The sequence below is a fragment of the Spiroplasma sp. ChiS genome (assembly GCF_002968355.1).
Classification (GTDB): domain Bacteria; phylum Bacillota_I; class Bacilli_A; order Mycoplasmatales; family Mycoplasmataceae; genus Spiroplasma; species Spiroplasma citri.
Genome location: NZ_PUUH01000231.1, coordinates 1 through 759, shown reverse-complemented (window position 1 = coordinate 759; position 759 = coordinate 1). Strand labels below are relative to the sequence as shown.

Annotated in this window: 1 protein-coding gene; it reads right to left on the bottom strand. The window is 24.1% G+C overall.

Annotation, left to right across the window (positions count from 1 at the left end):
* Positions 1-135: 135 nt before the first annotated feature.
* Positions 136-657: a lipoprotein gene (locus C6B38_RS05985; RefSeq protein ID WP_105298984.1), complete on the bottom strand. Its 522-nt coding sequence runs from the start codon at positions 655-657 to the stop codon at positions 136-138.
* Positions 658-759 lie beyond the last annotated feature (102 nt).

Sequence of the window (759 nt, the reverse complement as noted above, 5' to 3'; positions counted from 1 at the left end):
TATTTTGGTAATGATAAAGATATAACAATAGACTTAAATGATTTTGTATTAAATATGGGAAATACTAGTGATAATCCTATTAAAATTACAATTAAACCAAATTAAAAAACAAAAAGAGATTTAATTATCTCTTTTTTATTCTCCATTAACTTTTACATTGCCATCAGTATCAACAACTAAATTAGGTTCTTGTGTATCTAAATTTCAACGATAAACAGATTTAAAATATTTTATTCCTGTATAATCTTCTCATCTATGTTCTGCATGACCCTTTATTTCACTAACTGTCAAATCATAATGGTGAACCTTGGGTTTATCTCATCAATGAAAAATAAGACTATAATCATTAATGTTATCAATTTTTTTAGTATTTTGACTGTCATTTTTAAATTTAACAATTCTTCAATAATTATTTTCATTACCACGCCACACAACAAAATAATATTTATTATCAACTGTATTAAATGGATTTTCTTGTGCTGCTATTCATTCTAAGTTGTCTTTAATTTCTTGGTTATCAGTATTTATTTGGTTTTCTGCTTTTAATTGTGCTAATTCTTCGGGTGTATATTCTTGTGTTTTATCACAAGCAACTACATTTGTTGTGCTTGTTCCTAGTAATGTAATTGCACCAAATAAAGTTAATAATCTTTTCATTGTATTCTCCCTCTTTATTTATTAGTTAAATTATATAATAAAAAATAAAAAAAGTGCTAGCAATAAGCACTTTTGTTGATATTTTTATAAATAATTATTCAT